At 39.1% G+C, this 19,866-nt stretch carries 18 protein-coding genes; 16 read left to right on the top strand and 2 right to left on the bottom strand.

Annotated elements, in window-relative coordinates; genetic code table 11:
• Position 1 precedes the first annotated feature (1 nt).
• The 3 genes from ACQ4KW_RS04850 (at position 2) to ACQ4KW_RS04860 (ending at position 3,439) form a co-directional block, all read left to right on the top strand.
• Positions 2-451 carry a DUF1499 domain-containing protein gene (locus ACQ4KW_RS04850; protein ID WP_430885403.1) on the top strand — a complete coding sequence of 150 codons (450 nt, stop codon included), beginning with the start codon at positions 2-4 and terminating at the stop codon, positions 449-451.
• Between the two features lie 85 nt (positions 452-536).
• Positions 537-1,097, top strand: a complete 561-nt coding sequence (locus ACQ4KW_RS04855; RefSeq protein ID WP_430885404.1) for a GNAT family N-acetyltransferase — start codon at positions 537-539, stop codon at positions 1,095-1,097.
• A gap of 566 nt (positions 1,098-1,663) precedes the next feature.
• On the top strand, positions 1,664-3,439 hold the full coding sequence (locus tag ACQ4KW_RS04860; protein WP_430885405.1) for an aminopeptidase P family protein: 1,776 nt from the start codon (positions 1,664-1,666) through the stop codon (positions 3,437-3,439).
• A 170-nt stretch (positions 3,440-3,609) separates the two neighbouring features.
• On the opposite strand, the gene ACQ4KW_RS04865 is transcribed toward ACQ4KW_RS04860, so the two are convergent.
• Positions 3,610-3,861: a hypothetical protein gene (locus tag ACQ4KW_RS04865; protein WP_430885406.1), complete on the bottom strand. Its 252-nt coding sequence runs from the start codon at positions 3,859-3,861 to the stop codon at positions 3,610-3,612.
• 104 nt (positions 3,862-3,965) lie between these two features.
• On the opposite strand from ACQ4KW_RS04865, the gene acpS reads away from it, so the two are divergent.
• The 13 genes from acpS to ACQ4KW_RS04930 all read left to right on the top strand — a co-directional run bounded on the left by acpS (position 3,966) and on the right by ACQ4KW_RS04930 (position 18,242).
• The gene (acpS, locus tag ACQ4KW_RS04870) at positions 3,966-4,334 is read left to right on the top strand and encodes a holo-ACP synthase (protein ID WP_430886542.1); all 369 of its coding nucleotides are present in this window, start codon (positions 3,966-3,968) and stop codon (positions 4,332-4,334) included.
• A gap of 12 nt (positions 4,335-4,346) precedes the next feature.
• Positions 4,347-5,891: an NAD(P)H-hydrate dehydratase gene (locus ACQ4KW_RS04875; RefSeq protein ID WP_430885407.1), complete on the top strand. Its 1,545-nt coding sequence runs from the start codon at positions 4,347-4,349 to the stop codon at positions 5,889-5,891.
• A 277-nt stretch (positions 5,892-6,168) separates the two neighbouring features.
• On the top strand, positions 6,169-7,341 hold the full coding sequence (alr, locus tag ACQ4KW_RS04880; RefSeq protein WP_430885408.1) for an alanine racemase: 1,173 nt from the start codon (positions 6,169-6,171) through the stop codon (positions 7,339-7,341).
• Between the two features lie 145 nt (positions 7,342-7,486).
• Positions 7,487-7,765, top strand: coding sequence for a hypothetical protein (locus ACQ4KW_RS04885; protein WP_430885409.1), 279 nt, complete (start codon positions 7,487-7,489; stop codon positions 7,763-7,765).
• Complete coding sequence (locus tag ACQ4KW_RS04890) at positions 7,755-8,108, top strand: type II toxin-antitoxin system PemK/MazF family toxin (protein ID WP_430885410.1); 354 nt, start codon at positions 7,755-7,757, stop codon at positions 8,106-8,108. The genes ACQ4KW_RS04885 and ACQ4KW_RS04890 overlap by 11 nt, the downstream gene beginning before the upstream one ends.
• A gap of 368 nt (positions 8,109-8,476) precedes the next feature.
• A complete protein-coding gene (locus tag ACQ4KW_RS04895) occupies positions 8,477-8,959 on the top strand; it encodes a hypothetical protein (RefSeq protein WP_430885411.1) in 483 nt (160 codons plus the stop codon).
• Positions 8,960-9,338: 379 nt separating this feature from the next.
• Complete coding sequence (locus ACQ4KW_RS04900; protein ID WP_430885412.1) at positions 9,339-11,498, top strand: DUF5693 family protein; 2,160 nt, start codon at positions 9,339-9,341, stop codon at positions 11,496-11,498.
• Positions 11,491-12,582 (top strand): polysaccharide pyruvyl transferase CsaB, encoded by a 1,092-nt coding sequence (csaB, locus tag ACQ4KW_RS04905; protein ID WP_430885413.1) that lies wholly within the window; start codon positions 11,491-11,493, stop codon positions 12,580-12,582. Before ACQ4KW_RS04900 ends, csaB begins: the two co-directional genes overlap by 8 nt.
• Positions 12,583-12,584: 2 nt before the next feature.
• A complete protein-coding gene (locus ACQ4KW_RS04910) occupies positions 12,585-13,322 on the top strand; it encodes a WecB/TagA/CpsF family glycosyltransferase (RefSeq protein WP_430885414.1) in 738 nt (245 codons plus the stop codon).
• 405 nt (positions 13,323-13,727) lie between these two features.
• A complete protein-coding gene (locus ACQ4KW_RS04915; protein WP_430885415.1) occupies positions 13,728-14,594 on the top strand; it encodes a YitT family protein in 867 nt (288 codons plus the stop codon).
• Positions 14,595-14,656: 62 nt separating this feature from the next.
• Positions 14,657-15,481, top strand: coding sequence for a transketolase (locus tag ACQ4KW_RS04920; protein ID WP_430885416.1), 825 nt, complete (start codon positions 14,657-14,659; stop codon positions 15,479-15,481).
• A complete protein-coding gene (locus tag ACQ4KW_RS04925; RefSeq protein WP_430885417.1) occupies positions 15,481-16,440 on the top strand; it encodes a transketolase family protein in 960 nt (319 codons plus the stop codon). Before ACQ4KW_RS04920 ends, ACQ4KW_RS04925 begins: the two co-directional genes overlap by 1 nt.
• A 236-nt stretch (positions 16,441-16,676) precedes the next feature.
• Positions 16,677-18,242, top strand: coding sequence for a hypothetical protein (locus tag ACQ4KW_RS04930; RefSeq protein ID WP_430885418.1), 1,566 nt, complete (start codon positions 16,677-16,679; stop codon positions 18,240-18,242).
• Here the strand turns inward: ACQ4KW_RS04930 and ACQ4KW_RS04935 are convergent.
• Positions 18,239-19,782, bottom strand: a protein-coding gene (locus ACQ4KW_RS04935; protein WP_430883257.1) for an IS3 family transposase whose coding sequence is annotated in 2 segments (ribosomal slippage) — positions 18,239-19,329 and positions 19,329-19,782 — 1,545 coding nt in all. Because the reading frame shifts where the segments join, the coding sequence is not laid out codon by codon here. The two genes, ACQ4KW_RS04930 and ACQ4KW_RS04935, sit on opposite strands and share 4 nt — an antisense overlap.
• Between the last annotated feature and the right edge of the window lie 84 nt (positions 19,783-19,866).

A 19,866-nucleotide genomic window follows, 5' to 3' on the forward strand; every position in this document is an offset into this window, starting at 1 on the left:
AATGAAATACGGACTTTTAATTCTTGGTCTTATACTTATTATTGCTGCAAATATGGTTATTAAGAACAATAAGACCCCAGAACTTGGACATGAGAATGGTGTATTAAAGGAATTATCAAAAAAACCAAATGGTGTTTCAACTCAGACAAATCAGTCAGAAAAGAAGGTCTTGCCTATACCTTTCAAAGGTGATTTGGAATCGACAAAGGCTGCAATCATCAAAGCCAGCAAAGCCTATGGCACTTGCGAAATCATTGAAGAAACTCAGACCTATATTCATATGATTTTTGTTACAGGCACAATGAAGTATAAAGATGATGTTGAGTTCTATTTTGACACTCAGAGCAAACAAATTGAGTACCGATCAGAAAGTCGTGTGGGATACTCTGATATGGGGTTGAACAAAGATAGATACAAGTCCATTGTGTCGACTTATGAGTCTATGGACTAAAGGTTTTTATAAGAAGGAGTCCAGGCATCTCTTATAGAATAATTATCATTAGATAAGATCATTCAGTTCGGGAGGACATACGACCATGGACAAACTCCTTGAAATTTTTAGAGTCTTTCCCGAGTTTGAAAGCAAAAGGCTACGATTTAGGGATATTAAGCATACAGATGTTCATGATTTATATGAAATATATAGCAATGGAGCCACTTTAAAATATCAGGTTATTTCCCCCTTTAAATCAGAAAAAGAAATGACCAGGTATGTTGATGTCATCCATGATGGCTATCAAAACAGGTACTTTATACGTTGGGCTCTTGAGGAAAAAGAAAGCGGAAAGCTTATAGGATTAATATCACTTCATCATTTAGAACTTTGGAATTACAAGGCGGAAGTGGGTTATATACTCAATGAAAACTTTTGGAATAAGGGTCTGACGACGGAAGCCTTGGAAAAACTTATGGAAAAGGCCATAAAAACATGGGGGTTTCATAGGATAGAAGCCTTGATTCATCCTGGCAATATACCATCACTCAGGGTGGTTGAAAAGCTAGGGTTTTACAAGGCGTGCTATAAGAAAGAGTGTGCATTTGATAGAGAAAGCAATACGTTTCAAGACAGATTGATGTATGTGTATTTAGCCAAATAAGTTTTGAGACCACGCTGTCTTATTGCAAGTCTCTTATATTATTCAAGACTTGACAAGTTGCCAATAGATTTTTGGCAGCTTTTTTATTATTTCAGGCGCTTGCAGAATTATGGATTCACAGTTTTGTCATATCAACGTATAGAATTTTTGATTTTTAAATGTCTTTATATGATATGACGAGGATTCTTGAATGAAATTTTGCAAGTTGCATAGCCAATGGTTAGGTTGAGTAATTGTAATTTGGTGTCTACTAGGAAAAGTGAAAATCTGTGTATGGCTGACTTATAAGGGGATTTTAGAAAAAAGTAAAATTACAGAATTTTATAAAATGATTATATTTATTGTTAAAAAAGTTTTAAAATATTGAAAAAGTATTCACATATACTGAAAAAATGAGTATTATATTGATAATAGCATTTGATTTAAAGACCTCATGAAATCTATATTTGACGTTAGCAAACAATTGCAAGTCAGTCATATAGTGTGCTTTGAAAGTGGTCATGTAGATATTGTGAGTGAATGGCGTGGATACTTTGGAGTTCTTTAAGAACGAAGGGGGCATTTAATTGATTAACGAAAGAATAAAACAATTAAGAGAAGAAATGAAGAAAAACGGTATTGATGTTTACATCATTCCAAGTTCTGACCCGCATCAATCTGAGTATGTTCCAGAGCGATGGAAATCTAGAACATGGATTACGGGTTTTACAGGGTCAGCAGGCACCGCCCTAGTGACACTAGAAAAGGCGTATTTATGGGCTGATGGCAGATACCACATACAGGCTGCTGACCAATTAAAGGGTTCAGAAATTGAACTCGTTAAATGGGGTCTTGAGGGTGTGCCAGATGTTCATGAGTGGTTGGCAGAAAATCTTGAAGACGGTAAATGCATTGGTTTTGATGGCAATGTGGTCTCTTTAAGCACAAAAAAGAAATACGACGCGCAGGCCCTGCCTAAAAAGTTTACATACAAGACAGAATTGGATTTGATCGACTTGGTTTGGACAGATAGACCAGATATGCCAAGTGATGAGATTATGGTTCACCAAATGCCTTATGCGGGCAACACCGTGGAAGAGAAGCTGACAAAACTTCATAGTGAAATGGAAAAGTCTAACACGGACTATCAGATTATTACAACCCTTGATGACGTGGCATGGTTGTATAACTACAGGGGCAGTGACATAAGCTATAGTCCCGTAGCTTTGGCCTATGCTGTTGTGAGTTCAGAAAACGCTTGGCTTTTTATAGACGAAAACAAGCTAAGTGACGAGGCCAAAACACATTTTGAAAACAGCCGTGTAAATATTAAGGCTTACCAAGATATTAATGCCTTCTTGTCGAGTCTTCCAGCAGATGCTCAGGTGGCCTACGATCCGTCTCAGATTTCAGTTGCCCTTTATGCGTCACTATCAAATGATGTGATCCGTGTTGAAAACAGCAATCCAGTTGCAATGCTAAAATCTATGAAATCAGATGAAGAAATTGCCAACATGAGAAACTCTCAAGTGCGTGATGGCGTGGCTATGGTCAAGTTTATCATGTGGCTTGAAGAAGCTGTTAAAAATGGGGAAGCTTCTGAATTGAGTGCAGAAAAAATGCTGTGTGAATTCAGATCAGAACAAGAACACTTTGTTGCGGAGAGTTTCCATACCATAGCCGGCTATAAGGAGCATGGAGCTATGATGCACTATTCAGCAACAGAGGCGTCAAATTATACTCTTAAGCCAGAAGGGTTTTTCCTATTTGATTCTGGTGGAAATTATCTTGATGGAACGACAGACATTACCAGAACAGTGGCCCTTGGTCCAGTTTCTGATCAAATGAAAAAAGACTTTACCTTAACTCTAAAGAGCCATATTGCCCTATCTCGATTAAGATTTTTACATGGGGCGACAGGGTCAAAAATTGAAATGATTGCCAGACAACCAATGTGGGCTGAAGGCCTTGACTATAAATGTGGGACAGGACACGGTGTTGGATATTTTATGAATGTTCACGAGGGCCCGCAAACCATGAAAATGGACCCAAATCCAGTCAAATTGCAACCAGGTATGATTCTAACCAATGAGCCAGGGGTTTACAGAGAAGGCCAGTATGGCATTCGTCTTGAAAATACCCTTGTCATTCAAAAGGACATTGAAACAGAGTTCGGTCTTTTCTTAAATTTCGAGACCATCTCCTATTGTCCGATTGATACAAAACCTATTGCCAAAGAAATTCTTTCTGAAGAAGAAGTTAAGTGGTTGAATGACTACCATAAAACTGTGTTCGAAAAACTTTCTCCATACTTGAATGAGGATGAAAGTTACTGGCTGGCACAGGCAACAAAGGCTATTTAGTTTTAAGTGATACATTAAAGCTAGGAAGAATCATATATTTAAACAGAATATGCGAAAAGCTGTCAGGGACATTGTTCCTGACAGCTTTTTATGTTTGGCTTAGAAACCGATTCATTAAAAGCCGATCTAATCAGACATTTGTTAGTGGCTCTGATCAATACACTCAAGACTTAATCATTTTTCTCGAGCACAATATCTTTACAATACGCCTTGGCTTCAGCAGAGTCATACTCCCAATTTGGCTGAAAGTGCTTATTGAATAGTTCGTTCATGGCCGGGTGGAAGTTTAGTCCGCCCCAGGCTCTAGTCTGACAATGTCTACAATATGCGTATACAGCACTAGGAGACTCAGATGAACTTGTTGTATAGAACTCATCATACTGAACCTTATTATGACATGAGTTGCAGATATATTTCGACATTTTTCACCTCGTTTTATCCCTAAGATTTCTATGATATAATGGTACAACGGTCGCGGAAGCGAAGCAAGAACGAATCCGAAAAAGACGTGTTTGGAGATGATGTCATGGTCAAGGGAATTGGTGTGGACATAATTGAAATCGATCGAATCGAAAAAGCAATGAAAAAGACAGATCGTTTCTTAACGCGGCTTTTCACAGAGCGTGAAATAGCCTATTTCACGTCCAAAAATATGAAGGCAGAATCCGTGGCTGGAAATTTTGCCGCAAAAGAGGCGGTAGTAAAGGCTCTCGGCACAGGTTTACGTGGTTTTCAGTGGACCGATATTGAAATACTTAGAGATGAACTGGGAAAACCGGTCGTTTATCTTTACAATGGAGCAGATCAGGTAGCGAAAGATTTGGGGATTTCTCAAATTATGCTTTCTATCTCACATTGCAAGACGTATGCGGTAGCAAATGGCGTGGCAGTATAAGGGGTTGATCTTATGAAACTTGCCTTAAATAATGAAATGCGTGAAATTGACAGGGTAACAATAGAAAAGTATGGCATACCTGGCATTGTCCTAATGGAGAACGCTGGTCGTGCTGTCGTGGATGAAATTAATAATTTAGACAAACCTGTCAACAAAGTTTTAATCTTGTGTGGCACAGGCAACAATGGAGGCGATGGTTTTGTCATTGCAAGACACCTTCACAATCAAGGTGTGAAAATCAGACTCTTTATTGTGGGACAACCGAAAGATATTGCTGGGGACGCATCCTTAAACTTACAAGTTCTTAGGAAGCTCGATATTCAAATTGACAATGTGAATGACCAAGGTGGACTCATAAAACTTGAAAAGCTCATACCTGTTCACGATGTGGTTGTGGATGCAATTTTTGGGACTGGTCTTTCAAAAGAAGTTCAGGGCATTCATGCAGGTGCCATTGATGTGGTGAATCGCTTAAGTTTATGCACAGTTTCTGTCGATATACCATCAGGAATAAGTGGTGATACAGGAAGGGTTATGGGCAGCGCAGTAAGAGCTCATAAAACGGTTACATTCGCCTTGCCTAAACTAGGAAACATCATGTATCCAGGTGCAGATTTTAATGGTGAACTTGTGGTTCGACAGATTGGTCTGCCTCAAAAGGCCATTGGCGAAGTGGATATGAAGCATCATATAATAACGGAGGAGCGTATTGTTAAGCTCTTGCCTGACAGACCACGCAACTCTCATAAAGGAACGTATGGGAAAGCACATGTTATAGCTGGAAGTTCAGGCATGACGGGTGCAGCCATATTGACGTGCAAGGCGGCTTTAAGAAGTGGTCTTGGTCTTCTTAAGCTCTATATACCAGAAAGTCTCAATTTGCTGATCACAACCAGTGTTCCAGAAGTTGTCACGATTCCTTTAAATGAAATGCGACGCGGTGTGATCAATATCAATCAAATTACGAAAATTATAAAAGAGTCCTCTGAGGCTGATGTTGTGGCTATAGGACCAGGCTGTGGCATGTCCAGTGAAATGTCTGAACTGGTTCGACAAATGCTTGATGAAGTGGAGTGTCCAATGGTCATTGATGCAGACGGCCTGAATGTTTTAGCCAAAAATGTATCATGGCTGGACCACAAGAAGGCGGATATTGTCCTCACACCACATCCAGGCGAAATGGCTCGGTTGACAGGTTTGACTGTGGAAGAAATCAGCGAAAACCCCATAGATATATCCAGAGAATTTGCCCAAAAACACGGTGTGATTCTCGTATTAAAGGGATCGCGTACAATTATTGCAATGCCTCAAGGGAACGTTTTTGTCAATTTAACAGGCAATAGCGGTATGGCAACAGCAGGCAGTGGTGATGTTTTAACAGGCATTATCACAGGCTTCATAGCCCAAGGCATGAAACCATCTGATGCCGTTCTTTTAAGTGTCCATATACATGGTCGTTCAGGGGATATTATGGCAGGACGCAAGGGTGAGTTTGGCCTTCTAGCAGGCGATATTGTGAGTGGTTTGACACATACACTCATGGAACTTGTCGATTAATTAGGGTATAATTCGAGAGTGAAGTAAACTTGGCTTTTGCTGAAAGGCAAAGGCCAATTGTTCGACTTGAATTGTCGAACAATTCTTTATAAAGCAGGCGCTTTCAAAATTACAGACATATGCCCTCGCTGAACCATAGATAGAATTTCTGACTCTTAAAATTTATATGATAGTACAGCGAAGGTTCTAAAATGATATTTTGTAAGTCGCTCAATAAACAGTATATTTAGACAGATGAAACTCAACAAGTGTATGATTTTAACCGGGGGGAAGAAACATGCAACAACAACTGAGAAGACCCGTATGGGCGGAAGTAAACCTAGACCATCTTGCACACAACATCAGAGAAGTGCGCCGTGTGACAAAACCAGATGCCCTTGTAACAGCAGTTATTAAAGCCGATGGTTACGGACATGGGGCTGTGGAAATCGGAAGAACACTCCTTGACAATGGTGCAGACAGATTCGCTGTTGCCACATTGACAGAAGCTGTCCAGTTAAGAAGAGCCTATAAGGATGTGCCTATTTTAGTTTTAGGGTACACACCTGAAGAAGACTCTGACGAAGTCATTCGGCATAATTTGATTCAGACTGTGTATGCTTTTGAACAAGCTGAAGCCTTAGATAGGGTGGCGAAAGAGAATAAGGTTACAGCAAAAGTCCATGTGAAAATTGACACGGGCATGGGGCGTCTAGGTCTAAGGGCTGAAGATGATGCTGTAATTGTGACAGAGTATATTTCTAAGCTTGGCAACATAGAGGTTGAAGGGATCTATACCCACTTTGCGGTCGCAGATGAAGTGGATAAATCCTACACACTGGGTCAGGTCAAAAAATACAATGCAGTCATAGAGGCACTTGAAAATAGGGATATTCATATTCCAATCAAACATGTATCCAATTCAGCAGCCATAATAGACTTACCAGAAATCAATTACAATATGGTCAGAGCAGGTATTATGCTCTATGGATTATATCCTTCCCATGAAGTTTCTCATGAAAATGTGAAATTAAAAGAGGTTATGAGCCTTAAAGCTAGAATTAGTCATGTAAAGGATGTTGGTCCAGGTGTTGGAGTGAGCTATGGTCTTCTGTACACAACGGACAAGCACACGAGAATTGGAACAATACCCCTTGGTTATGCCGATGGTTACACCCGCCTATATACAGGTCAGGCAAAGGCCATTGTAGGTGGAGAAATCAGACCTATTATTGGACGAATTTGCATGGACCAGTGTATGGTTGACTTAACAGGACTTGATGTACAAAGAGGGGATGAAATCACACTCTTTGGCACTGGTCAAGATAAGTTCATATCTATAGATGAAGTGGCTGGTTGGATCAATACTATCAATTATGAAGTTGTTTGTATGATTAGCAAAAGAGTTCCAAGGGTATATAAGGCACAGGATGAAATTATCCAAATTAAGGATGCTCTTGCAGTCCTATAAGGTAATCAACCTTTAATCTTAAAATTGTGTTACTGTGAATTTTCTGTATATTACAAATATAGCTTATCGCTTTACATTGTGGTAATCTATTATTATAATGACTTTGTCCCTTCATACATACTGGCTAAAATTGGAGGTGTCCCAGATGAAAGATATTAAGCAAGTACAAATCGAACTGCCGGGTGAATTAATGGCAGAACTAAAGGTTGGCAGCAACCCAGAAATGATAAAGAGGAACTTAAGTAGAGAATTTCATTTCAAAGCGCCAATTAAAATGGATGGTGTACTGGAAGAATTACGTTCAGGTTATGAGCGCATGGCTGATATCAATCTAAACATGGCCGAATCAGGTTTGTGTTCGGATGTTGGATGCCTAGAATCCTACGAGAGCCAGCTGGAAAGCGAGGACGATCTTGATCGTTAAACGAGGAGAGGTGTATTTCGCAGATTTAAATCCGGTCGTGGGATCAGAACAAGGGGGACAAAGACCCGTTATTATTGTGCAAAACAATGTCGGAAACAAGTATAGTCCAACGGTTATAGTTGCAGCAATCACTGCAAAGATTTCCAAAGCCAAACTGCCTACTCATGTTGAGGTACGTAAGGACGAAGTTGGCCTGCTCAAAGATTCCGTCATACTACTCGAACAGATTCGTACCATTGATAAGCGAAGACTAATTCAAAAAATTGGTGCTCTAACACCAGAACTTGTTGAAGAGGTAGATCGCGGATTAATGATATCACTCGGCTTGTTCGAGTCTACATAGTGGCACGACCCTAAATAACATATTTTATTAAATTATAAGCCAAGCATATGCTTGGCTTTTTATATTGAATAAAAGAATAGGTCTTTATCGGTCCCGACCCCTTTAGCAAATAAAATCTGGTATGGTATTGTGTTACGAAGTGGTTTCAATCCACACAAGCTTTTGTAATAGGAAATTATTTATAGTAAAATATACGTGGAAACTTAGACGTTTCTTTTGGGATTTAGAGCTTATGATAAATTGCATCAATGGTGTCGTGAAATAATAAGCTGTTTTGTAGGCCGTTAATTTATTTTACCAACATGGATGATGAAAGTATTTACGGATCATTTGATAGAAGTTCTTGTGGGAATACTAGGAGGCATAAAATGCGAGCATTTAAAAATATAGGATTGGTGGCCTTAGGCCTTGTTATCGGTTTAACGCTTACAGGACCAAGACAAATGTCTCAGGCGGCGCCAGGGACAGAATCAGACCCCCTTGTCACGTTGAGTTATGTGGACAAGAGATTTGAAGAACTGGACACGTATCTTGAATCAAAACTTGCTGAAGAGTCTAGTCCCTCTTCAAATGGGGGTGGGGCCCTGTTTGAAATTGTAGAAGTCAAGGCAGGCAGTATGGTCTATCTTGGAGACAGTTCTGAGTTCATTCTCAGATCAGGTGAAGGGGTGGCCATTGCTTCAGCCAATGGGGGACTTGCCAATCTAACGGAAGGCTATGATATAGCGCAGGGCAAGAAAGTTCCAAAGAACCACCAAATACTTAATCCCCAAAATGATGGTCGTGGAGTGGCCATTACAAGTGATGCATGGGTTATGATCAAGGGGCCTTATACAGTTGTAGAAAATTAGAGCCAAAATCACCATCCAGCCCACATATGATTTTTAATTCAGTTCAGAGGGGATAGTCAGCCATGACTCGGTTGGGGCGGTGTTATGGTTAATAATGGAAGCACGTGCATAGCGGCAAAAGCAAGAACAGGCTTTTGCCTTCTCTATGAAAGAAAAATTATATATGAAAGAAAAGTTATATATAAAGAAAACATATATTATGAGAGAAAAAATATATAATTCAGGCGCTTGCAAAATTTACAGATCAATGCCTTCTATATACCATATAGAATTTTTTGGTTCTTATGTTTCTATATATGGTATAGAAAGAGTTCTTGAATGATGTTTTGCAAGTCGCTCAAATAGAAAGACAATACATATAAGGAATTGGTGGACGATTATGCTAAAAAAATTATACATGATTATACTGGTGATCAGTCTAATTGTTGTGGGGATTGTGGCCTTTGACAGAATCGGTGTGGAAAGCGCCCACAAAACTGTAGAAATGAGTCTTGACTACGAAGAAGCAAAACTGCTTGCAGACCAGTCTGAATACGATCTTGCCTACTGGTTTAAACATTTCAAGTCGCTGGGCTTCACAAGTGTTGCTGTAAAGGAAAGCACTCTTGAAAACTTAAAAGCAGACCAAAAGCCCATTGAGTATGAGGTGATGGCAAAATTCACTGAGGACATTTACTGGCAAAGCCGTGTATCAGAGAAAGTGGCAAACTATGTAAAAAACTCAACAGACAAGTTTGACATGATCGTTCTAACAGAGTCAGAAGTATGGTATGACTTTATAATGGAAGGTTTGTCAGAGCGCTACCCTAAATCTTTCTTCAAGGGCTTTGAAGGGGACAACTACGTTATTGTTTTAGATGGTGAGCCTGAGGAAGGTCTCTATGCAGAAACAGGCTACTTGGTTGATGAAGAAGGGGAAGGTAAAAGGACCCTACGTAAGCTTGTGGATTCAAAACTCAGCTGGATTGGTCTTGGCTTTGATGGTGATGTGATCGCCCAAGTTCAGGCAAGTGGTTTGGAAGTTTTGCCACGGCCAAGTAATTTTGACAGATATCCAGAAAAACTGGTAGAAGCCTTTGAAAATGAAATGAAGGCCTTTGATATTTTACCAAAATACTTTGTTTTTCAAGGTGAGTCCGTTCTTGGATACAATTCCAAAACAGAAAGTCTTGATGACATTTACAATTATATGAAGGAAAATCATATATCAACAGGCTTAATAGAAACCGGTGTACAAAGGTCTCAGGTTAAGCAAGAGGGTCTGGTCAAGTTAACAGAAATGCTTGATTATGATGCTGTACGCGTTTTTCCTGTAGTGGGATACATCCAGGAAAGATACCAGTGGTATGGCTATAAGGGGGCTGAGGAAATTGAGAACACAATTTACCGGGCCGTTACGGAAAGAAATATCAGAAGTGTCTATTTTAGACCATTTCGGGATAAAGACAATGAAATTATTTATATAACAGACCCAGAAATTTATACAGAATCCTTTAATAATTTGCAGAATAGACTGGCAGAGCACAAAATATCATTAGGAAATGCATCAAAGCTAGCATATAATGAACCTGGTGTTATTAATTTATGCGTGATTGGTTATGGTCTTGTGGTTCTTGGAATCATTGCACTAAACAGCTTATTTCCGATGCGTGATAAAGTGCAGGCCCTTCTTCTATCTGTGGGAGTTCTAGGGGTCACAGGGGCAAACTTTGTGGTGCCGAACCTGTCTGTGATTGTAATGGCACTGGGGGCATCTGTTCTATTCCCAACCCTAGCTGCAATTGCAATGATGGATGTCTTAAAGCAGTTTATAGTGAATCGACAAATAGATAAAATGCAGAGCATTATATTAAAAGGTCTATCCCTACTTCTTATTGTGGCCTCAATTGCCATGGTGGGGGGGATATTTGTTGGAAGCATTTTATCAAGTTCTGCCTATTTGCTTGAAATGGAATTCTTTAGAGGCGTCAAGGTGAGCCAACTGGCTCCGCTGGCCCTATTTTGTATTATATATATATTGCGATTTGGCTATGACAGACCTATACGTGATATGAGTGAGAACGAAACCTATATTTTCGATCTTAAAGCACTGGTAAATGAACGCATCAAGGTTCTCCATCTCCTAATACTGGGAGTGGTAGGGATACTTGGTGTAGTATATATAGCTAGAACTGGACATGAAACAACAATTCAGCCTTCAAATCTTGAAATGTTGTTTAGAAACTTCCTTGAGTACAATTTCTTAGCCAGACCGCGATCAAAGGAACTGCTTCTTGCTTTCCCATCGGTTATGGTTGTGTCTTACTTTGCCTTAAAAGGGTGGAAGTCATTGGTATTCCCGTTTGCGGCGGTTGTGATGATTGGTATTACATCAGTCGTCAACACATTTAGCCATCTACGTGCCCCGCTTTACCTATCCATAGCTCGTACCATTTATGGAGCTGGATTAGGCGCCCTGATAGGAATTGTCGGTATACTGATTATCAATGTCCTCGTACGTGTTCTAGTGAATTTGAGAGGAAGATATCTGAATGAATAAGGCACTCATATCAGGCTATTATGGATTTAATAACCTGGGTGACGAAGCCATTCTTGAAACAATGATACGCTCGATTTCCAGGATGGATGAAAAAATTGAATTGACAGTCTTAACGGCGTCCCCTGAAAAAACGGAGCGTGACTTGGGCATTAAGACTGTACATAGATCAAAAGTCTTCTCGGTTATAAAGGCTGTAAAAAATACAGATGTGCTTATTTCAGGTGGTGGTAGCCTACTTCAAGACACCACAAGCAAGAGAAGCATTCATTACTACCTGGCTGTGATTATTTTTGGATTGATGTTTAGAAAAAAGATAATGCTCTATTCTCATGGAATAGGGCCTGTGAATAAGGACATCAATAGAAAGATAATGAAATGGGTGTTGCAAAAGGTCGACGCCATTACGGTGCGGGAAGAAAATTCTAAAATTGATCTCATCGATATGGGCATTCAGCCCGATAAAATACATGTCACAGCAGATCCGGTTGTAGACATGGAAAAAATAGAACTAGATACGGGTCAAAAAATAATTAAAAGGGCTTTTAACAGACCAATTGATGACAAGCCTATTGTAGGCCTATCAATGCGTACAAAGGATTTTAAAACCCGTGCAGATAGACAAAAATTGAAAAACCTGATACAATCACTGACTGAGTCGTATAATATCCTAATGATCCCCTTTTATATAAAAGAGGATTTGGATATTTGCAACTTTGCAAAATCGGATACTGTGGCTGTAATAGACAAAGAATATACGGCCAGTGAGATTATGAGCGTGGTGGAAAATCTGGATGCCCTGGTGGGTGTTCGACTTCATTCGCTTATATTTTCAGCAGTTGCTGAGGTACCGCTGATTGGTATCTCATATGACCCCAAGATCGACTATTTTCTTGAGACCCTGGGCCTTGAAGCTGTTTGTACGGTGAAGGATTTTAATTCAGATAAGATTAAAATGGCACTGGACCAACTTATGGACAATCATGACTCAGCGAAAACCTATCTTAGAGAACATGTCAATGAACTTCAGTTGAAGTTTAAGACCAATGAAGCGATTCTTGGAGACTTAATGCAGAAGGGGAAGTAAGCATGGACACCAAATCGGTCAAAATTCTAGGCGTAAGAATTGATAAGTTGAATGCTGATGAAGCATACAATAAATTTCTGTCTCTGTTCAAGCAAGGTACATTTAATGCAATATACACACCAAATCCTGAAATCATCATGATGGCACAGGAAGATCAAGATCTAAAAGATGCACTCCTAGATGCATCCCTTGTGATTCCAGATGGGATTGGCGTTATTTACGCATCACGTATTCATAATCTTGGGCTTGAGGAAAGACTGCCTGGTATTGAATTTATGGAACGCATGCTCAAGTTCTGTAACAACACGAATGGATCTATTTTTATCTTAGGCGGAAAGCCAGGCATACCTGAAAAGGCATGTAACAAAATCAAGGACAAATATCCAAATATAGAAATAGCGGGGTATCATGACGGTTATTTCAAAGATGATGATGAGCTGAGGGTCGTTGATAAAATCAACGAAGTAAAGCCCGACATTCTATTTGTTGCCCTTGGTTGTCCTAAACAGGAAAAATGGATTTATGAACATAGAAAAATACTGAACACAAAAATTGCTATGGGTGTGGGTGGCAGTGTTGATGTTTGGGCAGGATCGTCAAAACGAGCGCCTAAAATATTTATTGATCTCAACCTGGAGTGGTTTTACAGACTGCTCAGGGAACCTAGCCGAATAGGACGCATGATGTCATTGCCAAAATTTTTGATAAAAGTTTTGCTATCGCGTGATGTTTCAAAATAAATGTACACCTGGATTGCTGATGAAATTGGTAATCTGGGCCAAAGTAAATGATTTTGCCTGAGCATGGTCATTTGCTTTTTCTATGTTGTTTTACAGGTGGATCGAATCTAAAACACTTCTGATTAAGTCGAAAAGACCTATTTACATGACATATGACATATTCACAAGTCTATTAAATTATATAAAATTTTCATAAGATTATTTAAAATTTCAAAGATACTGTCTACCTCAGACGACCTGAATTCTTTGTTTTGGAAGATCCTAAGATAATTTGTCATGAACTTGATTAGGGCATTTGTTCCCTTGCATGTTCATTAATCTATGTTATAATCGGATACTGTGAGCTGATTCCAGCGCAAAATGTGATTATTTCAAGGGTTCACATTTAATGGAAGGACGTGTCTTATGTCAAAGAATTTGTATAAAGTGATTCTGGATTATCTACTGCTAACAGTGGGAACATTCCTTCTAGCGGCAGGACTCGTACTGTTTCTTGAACCAAACACGATTGCGCCAGGTGGCGTAACAGGGCTTGCCATAGTCATAAAAAAATTAAGTGGCATTGAGATTTATGTGACCAACATTTTAATCAATGTGCCCCTTTTCATTGCAGGTGTTTATGTGCTAGGACGTTCATTTGGCGTCAAAACAGCATATGGAACAGCTGCACTTAGTGTGTTTTTATGGATGTTTTCAAGGGACAATGTTTCCTATATGGCAACAAATGATGTGCTACTGGCTTCAATATTTGGTGGCATTATGGTTGGTGTGGGAATCGGTCTCGTTTTTAGAAGCGGCGGAACAACGGGAGGCACAGATTTAGGCGGTGCAATACTGAATAAATTATTCCCAGGCTTTTCTATTGCAAAAATGATGATGATTCTAGATTTATTTGTAATACTTGCAGCTGGTGTTGTGGACCAGCGCATAGAAACATCACTCTATTCCATGATAGGTCTATATGTGCTTGTAAAAGTCGCAGACTTTATAGTGGAAGGTCTTGATTATTCTAAGTCGTTTCATATCATCACTGATCATCCTCAAGAGATTAGTGATGTCATTATAGAAAAATTGGAACGTGGTGTAACGAGTCTTTATGGTAAGGGCATGTACACGGGCAAAGACAAACAAGTTTTACTTGTTGTGGTTAACCGTGCACAGGTCTCGAAGCTCAAAGACATTGTTATGGAAGTTGATCCACGTGCATTTATAATGGTTTCAACAACCCATGAAGTCCTTGGCGAAGGGTTTAGAGAAATAGTTAATCCATAACCTAAAGCGTTTGTGTTCTTACATAAATCACAGCTTTAGGAAAAACGAAGGGAGAAACACACATGAATCAGAATGTTGCTGAGCTTAAAGCTACAGCGAATATCATGCGTCAAGATATTGTTCGTATGATTAACGCGGCAGGCTCGGGCCACCCAGGTGGTTCACTGTCAGCTGCCGACATTGTTGCAGCACTATATTTTAACGTTATGGATATTGACCCAGAGGCACCAAAGAAAGAAAACAGAGACAAGTTTGTTCTTTCAAAAGGTCATGCGGCGCCGGTGCTTTATGCAGCACTTGCTAACCGTGGTTACTTTGCTAAAGAAGAACTGCTAAAGCTACGTAAGTTTGGTGCAATGCTTCAAGGTCACCCAGACATGAAAGGCACACCAGGTGTTGACATGTCAACAGGTTCTCTAGGCCAAGGTATTTCCACTGCAGTGGGTATGGCACTAGCAAACAAAATTGATGGCCGTGACAACAGAGTTTACACTCTACTTGGCGATGGCGAAATCAATGAAGGTCTAGTATGGGAAGCTCTAATGGCAGGTGCTCATTACAAGCTAAACAACCTGACAGCTATCCTAGATTACAATGGTCTTCAAATTGACGGTTCAAATGATTCTGTAATGGGCATTAAGCCGGTTGATAAGAAGTTTGAAGCTTTCGGATGGAATGTTATTGAAATTGACGGCCATGACATGGACGCTATTCTTGCAGCATTTGAAGAAGCAAAAAAAGAGACTGAAAAACCTTCAGTTATTCTTGCTAATACAGTTAAAGGTAAAGGTGTTTCATTCATGGAAGGCGATTACGGCTGGCATGGACAAGCACCAAGTGATGAGCAGCTTGCTCAGGCCCTCAAGGAACTTGGAGGTGACTGCTAATGTCTAAGAATATTGCTACTCGTGAATCATACGGTAACGCTCTTAAGCGTATCGGTGGAGAAAATAATAATGTAGTCGTTCTGGATGCTGACCTTTCAAAGTCAACAAAAACTGCTGTTTTCGGTGGTGCTTATCCTGAAAGACATTTCAATATGGGTATTGCAGAGCAAAATATGATCGGTGTTGCTGCTGGTCTTGCTGCATCGGGTAAAATTCCTGTGGCTTCATCATTTGCCATGTTTGCTGCTGGTCGTGCGTTCGAAGTCGTTCGTAACTCAGTTTGCTATCCGAAACTAAACGTAAAAATCTGTGCAACACACGCAGGTGTAACTGTAGGTGATGATGGTGCTTCACACCAGGCCATCGAAGACCTATCAATCATGCGTTCACTACCAAACATGGTTGTTCTAAACCCAGGTGATGACGTGACAGCTCAAAAAGCTGTTGAGGCTATGCTTGAGTATGTTGGACCAGTTTATGCACGTTTTGGTCGTGCAGCTGTGCCAGTGGTTCACTCAGAAGACGTTAAGTTTGAAATTGGTAAAGGCATTCAAATGTCAGAGGGTACAGATGTAACAATCATTGCTACAGGTATTCTTGTTGCTGAAGCCGTTGAAGCAAAAGAAACACTTGAAAAAGAAGGTTACTCAGTACGTCTAATCGACATGCACACAATCAAGCCTATCGATACAGACATTATCGTAAAAGCTGCAACAGAAACGAAAGCAATTGTAACAGCTGAAGAACACAGCATCATTGGTGGTCTTGGTTCTGCAGTTTCAGAAGTTGTTTCTGAGCACGCGCCTACAAAAGTTGTACGTGTTGGTGTCAAAGATACGTTCGGCGAGTCAGGCAAGCCAGACCAGCTTATGGAAGCATATGGCCTAAAAGCTGTAAACATCGTTGAAGCTGTAAAATCAGCTCTTGGTGAAACAGTGGCTGTTGAAGCTGTTAAGTAATAGATGCATTAAATCAACCTTAATATAATAACGCCACCTAGACATGATTATTATCATGACTGGGTGGCGTTTTTTGTTGGGCTACTTATGTTATTCGTTTTTCAAAGGTGAACCGTAATTTTTTTATCAGTTTACAATGTGGTTAATTGGAAAAAAATCAATGATTTTCAAGATATAATTTGAGGGTGGTGTTCTTCATAACTTAAAAAAAGCATATTAGAAAGGGGTAGAATAAGATGAGAAAACTAAGTGTACTACTAACAATAACAATTCTTTCAACTCTCTTTCTATTCATATCAGCATTTTCGAAATGGGAAGTGCATTCTATATTATTCCAAGATGAAGCCATTCACATTGATTATTCTTCAAATGATAGTGGCAATGATTTTGCAACCTTGATTAAGGAGCTAAATGAATTTTCAGTGACGCACGATTTGAATATAACTCAAAATAATTTTGTGAGTCAAAAGAAAGTCAATATATACAGCACCAATTTTAATGATGATAGAGATTACAAAATGCTTAGGGGGAGTCAACCTGAAAAGAAAAAATATGCCTCCAATAGAGCGGAATCTAATGATGTGACAAGTGGATACTTGATTTTTCCAGTAACACTCTTAGATGTAAGAGTGTTTGAGTTTGATCAGGTGAATAATGTAGGTATTAGCAATACATTTTATGTGGACACTTTAAGTATAAAGGCTAAAGAAGATTTTGTTGAGATTTTTTCAAAGTATGGGAAGGTTACTTTCGAATCGACAACTGAAAGTAAAACAGTTTTTTTTGAACCTCTAGCACTTATTATATTTATTATGTGTTATGTCATACTGGTTATCGGTCTGGTTTTTCAATTGTTTCATGAACGTAAGCGTTTAATGCTGATGGTGGTGTGGGGGTATAGTCAAACTAGGTTAACCATGCAGTGTTTGAAACATATGATGCCTTCGTGGATAGCCCCCATTCTGATTGTCCACTTTGGCCTTGGATTCTATGTCATTTATTTTAATCAACTTGGGTACTTTACTGAACTATATTTTATATTATTGCTATCGATTTTATTAATATTAATTTCTGTTGTCATTGCATCAAGCCTAATTATTAGGAAGTTAGTGAGCTATAGTATAACAGAAGCCATACAAGGAAAAATTCGATTTAAGAATATGGTTAAGTTATTCTTATTTATCAAAACAGTGACTATCATAGTCTTTGTTCTGATGCTATCTAGAACGTTTACTCAAGTTGATGAACTAAATAAGGTGAAAAAGGGCATGGCCTATTGGGATAATACTCAAAACATTTATACAACTATAGTTGGTGGGCGATTTGATGAAACATTAAAGGATTTAAAAAAAGACAGAAAGTACAATGATAGAGTTCTGGGGTTTTATCATGATTTAAAGAAAAAAAAACATGGATTCATTATGGTTTCTGATAATTTTGGTAGAGTAAATAATGAAGATGGAACATGGACCTATTTTTATGAATTAGATACGCAAGGTGATGAAGAGATATACTCTCCAAATGGTAGACGGGTTACCATTGACGATAACTACCTCAAAGTAAATGAAATAGTGAAAGCAAATGGAGAGAAAATAAACTCAGAAGATTTTATAATAGAGGATGATGTATTAAATATTCTTGTTCCATATAAACAAAAATTACATGAAAAAGATATCATTAGAGCCTATAAAGAATGGTTCTACTTTTATAAAGCGGAAGTGGATAATATATATAATGAAGCTTTGAAGTTGCCAATAAACAGGAAAAGTATCGCTGTATGTCAACATAGTTGTCGTGTTTAGCTAATTTTTTCTCTCTGAATGTCCACTTTACTTGGGTTTAAATACACTGTTTCTTCCACTTCCCAGTTTCTTGTCGATCTACTCCACCTATGTGGATTTTTTGATCGTGCTTGTTGATACACTTTATTACGTTTTTCGGTTATCATTTTTGATTTACCGTCATGTCGTTCTTTAGGTGTCATGAACTTGATACCACGATGTCGATGTTCAGTATTGTAATATTTCGAAAATTCCAAAACCCACGCACGTGCTATCTCAATAGACTCAAAGCCATGGTGTGGAAATGTCGGCATATACTTCACAGTTTTAAAAAATGATTCAATAAAAGCGTTGTCATTACTTACTCGTGGTCTGCTATTTGATGGCACAATACCAAGAGAATATAACGTAGTTAAAAGCGATGCACCTTTCATGGGGCTACCATTGTCAGAATGAAGAACTAGCGGTTGCAGGCCTGAAAGCACATTCTCTGAATAACATGCTTTGCGTATGAGTACACTTGCATTCTCAGCACTTTCATTTGGCCAGATTTCCCATCCGACAATCTTACGACTATATAAGTCGAGTATTAAATACAAGTAGTAATATATGCCTTTAGCTGCTCCTGGCAACCAAGTGATATCCCACATCCATACTTGATTGGGTCCTGTGGCTTGATGTGTTGTCATATGGCGTTTTACGGGTTGTTTTGACTTCCCGCGGTGGTTGTTTTGCTTATGTTCGTTAAGAATTCTATAAAAGGTAGATTCTGAGGCAATATATATTCCCTTATCAGCAAGTCTAGGTACGACTTGTGACGGTGGTAGATTTTGATGTTCAGGTTTATTCATTGCCGTTAAAACGGCTTGTTCTTCTTTTGGGCTAAGTTTGTTTTGAGGTGTAGGTCTGATTGCATCAGGACGTTTATCCTTCGTTTTTTCACCTTCCAAACGCCAACGCTGCAGCGTTCTTTCGCTTATATTAACCTCGTTACATGCCATGAATTGTCGAGCGCCAGATGATACAGCTTCATCGATAACTTCCATTACTGCTAAGCGATTTGATGCTGAAGTTAATCTTCCTCGTCCGAATTCCAAATCGCATTCATCTTTTTTCTGAGGACCAGTAGTGCGGCTGCTTCAGCTAATGCTTTTTCTTTACGAATGAGCTCTTTTTTCACTGATTTCAACTCAGCATCTTTAGTCTTTAATTCTTCTTTTACTTCGTTATCAGATGTAGTTTTACCGGTAATAAACGTTGATTTCCAAGCGTTGATTTCATCAACATAAAGTCCTTTTTTACGACAATATTCTGAAAGCTCTTGTTGGTTTAAATGAGCAGTTTCTATAATAATATTTAGCTTTACTTCATTCGTGTATTTTTCGCTACCTTTGGTATGTGTTTGTATTACTGCGCCGTGTTCTTTAGCATTTTTCTTCCATTTATAAAGGGTTTGTTCAGGGATGTTATGTTGCTTTGATAACTCGCTGACTTTCACATTCTGTGGCGGCAACATTTGTTTTATTATTTTTGCTTTCAGTTGTTTACTATATCTTGGCATCGGGTTTCTCCTTTTCGCATTACTCTCAATGATAGAGTAAATTTCACCTCCCGACAACTAGGCTAACATATAGGGGTATCGATG

This window comes from Tianxiuia mixotrophica (assembly GCF_050596425.1).
GTDB lineage: Bacteria > Bacillota > Clostridia > Peptostreptococcales > Acidaminobacteraceae.